General features: G+C 52.9%; 3 protein-coding genes. All 3 read left to right on the plus strand.

Translation table 11 applies throughout. The features are described from left to right. Positions 1–586: hydroxymethylbilane synthase (gene hemC, locus ACVBEF_RS21055; RefSeq protein ID WP_447125848.1), on the plus strand; the 586-nt coding region annotated here is incomplete at its 5' end. A 36-nt stretch (positions 587–622) separates the two neighbouring features. Then, entirely contained in the window at positions 623–1,408 is a 786-nt protein-coding gene (locus ACVBEF_RS21060; protein WP_447125849.1) for a uroporphyrinogen-III synthase, read from the plus strand. After that, the coding region (locus ACVBEF_RS21065; RefSeq protein WP_447125850.1) for a uroporphyrinogen-III C-methyltransferase at positions 1,405–2,068 on the plus strand (664 nt) is incomplete at its 3' end. The genes ACVBEF_RS21060 and ACVBEF_RS21065, both read left to right, overlap by 4 nt.

A 2,068-nucleotide genomic window follows, 5' to 3' on the forward strand; every position in this document is an offset into this window, starting at 1 on the left:
TCTTGAGGCGCTACCGGCGGGTGCGATTGTCGGCACCAGCAGTTTGCGGCGGCAGGCGCTGATTGCGGCACGTTTTCCGCAGTTAGTGATTAAGCCGCTACGTGGCAATCTGGATACGCGTCTGGGCAAGCTCGATAACGGTGAGTATGCAGCGATTATTTTGGCCGCGGCAGGTTTGAAGCGGCTGGGGCTTGCAGTGCGGATTAAAGCGCTGATCGAACCCGAGCAAAGTTTGCCAGCGCCCGGGCAGGGTGCCATGGCTATCGAGATTTGCGATAGTCGCGGCGATTTGTTCCAGATATTAGCTCCTCTCAATCATTTGCCGACAGCACAAGCGGTCACTGCCGAACGCGCACTGTCGCGTATTTTTGGCGGTAGTTGCCAAATCCCTTTGGCCGCATTTGCCACAATTAATGGTGCCAACATGCGTTTGCGGGCAATGATAGGCACGCCTGATGGACGGAGAACTGCAACTGCCGATATCAGCGGTGCTGCAGATGCGCCGGAAGCGTTGGGCCAGCAAATCGCGGAAGTGTTAAAGCAACAAGATGCGGCAGCGATTCTGGCGGCCTGTATCGATGCATAAAAACGAAAACGCTGAAACATAAGATCAGGAGCATGCATGAACAAGCGACCGATCGTGATTACCCGGCCACAAGCGCAAGCGGTGGTACTGGCGCAACAGATTGCCAAGCGAGGAGGGGAGCCGGTTATTTTTCCCTTGCTGGACATTCTGCCGTTGCGCGATACCGCCGAATTACAAGCAACATTGGCGCAACTAGATCGCTATGTATTAGTGGTGTTCGTTAGTCCGAATGCGATTGATGCGGCTTTTAGCCATATCGCGCAATGGCCAGCGGGCGTGGCAATCGGTATCGTCGGCGAGGGTAGTCGGTTGGCGCTGGCCCGCCATGGTGTGACGGGACAAAATGTCACTATTTTTAGTCCACCAGACCTGACTAAAACCGATTCTGAAGGATTGCTGCAAGCGTTAAAGATAGACGCACTAAGTGGTCAGCGTGTTTTAATCGTGCGCGGTGATGGTGGTCGGGAACTCTTGGCTGATCATTTACGTGCGGCTGGTGCAGAAGTGATCTCGCTTTCTGCCTATCAACGTCGGGCACCCATCATGACGGCGGCGCTTGCCAGCAAGTTGCAGCAGTTGCTGACGAGCGAAAACGACTGGATCGTGACTAGTTCGGAAGCATTAAGGATATTGATGCAGATGGTACAACAGTTAGAAAATACCGATGAGGGTGACAATAATGTTGCAAAAATCCAACAGAAAAATTTACTCGTTCCACATGCCCGCATTGCCGAGACGGCACGTGCGCTAGGATTTACTGCAATTACCCTGACTGGCTCAGGGGACGAACGACTACTCGACGCGTTACAATTCCATCCATGACCGAACCGCAATCACCCCCAGAATCGCACCAGCCCGCTGGTCCTATCGACAATTCTGCGCCGTCGCATGCTCCCATGCTTGAGCCATATGCATTAAACAATCCAAAAACTGCTGGCATGCAGCTACGTACCGTCTATGTGTTGATACTGATACTGGCCGGTTTACTGGGAGCGTTGTGGTGGAACTCACACAGCGAAAATATTAAATTGCGAACAGAAATGGCGCGTCGCCTGCAAGTAGGGGACAGCACCAATAGCGATACCAAGGCCGTGGTGAAATCGGTTCAAGACGGTACTAAAGAGCTGCAGGCCAAGGTTGCCGTCTTGGAAAATAAACAAATTGAATCCCAAAGTCAGCAATTGGCTTTGGCGCAGCTCTATCAGGATTTGTCCAAGAGTGGCGATGAATGGGCGCTCTCCGAAGTGGAGGATGTCCTCTCTACAGCAAGCCAGCAACTACAATTGGCTGGCAATGTTCCGGGTGCATTGATCGCTTTGGAAAACGCTGACAAAAATCTGGCACGTTCCGACAAGCCGCAATTCGTCGTCATTCGCAGTGCGATTGCGCACGATATAGATAGACTCAAAGCGCTACCGACATTAGATCACGCTTGCGCACCGCCTGACCGTCATCGAACACCGCGCTTGGCAGGGTGGTATT

Source organism: Glaciimonas sp. GG7, from assembly GCF_052976905.1.

Excerpts from the sequence above, each read along its gene's own strand:
- ACVBEF_RS21060 (WP_447125849.1), top strand. The coding sequence starts at position 623 with ATGAACAAGCGACCGATCGTGATTACCCGGCCACAAGCGCAAGCGGTG.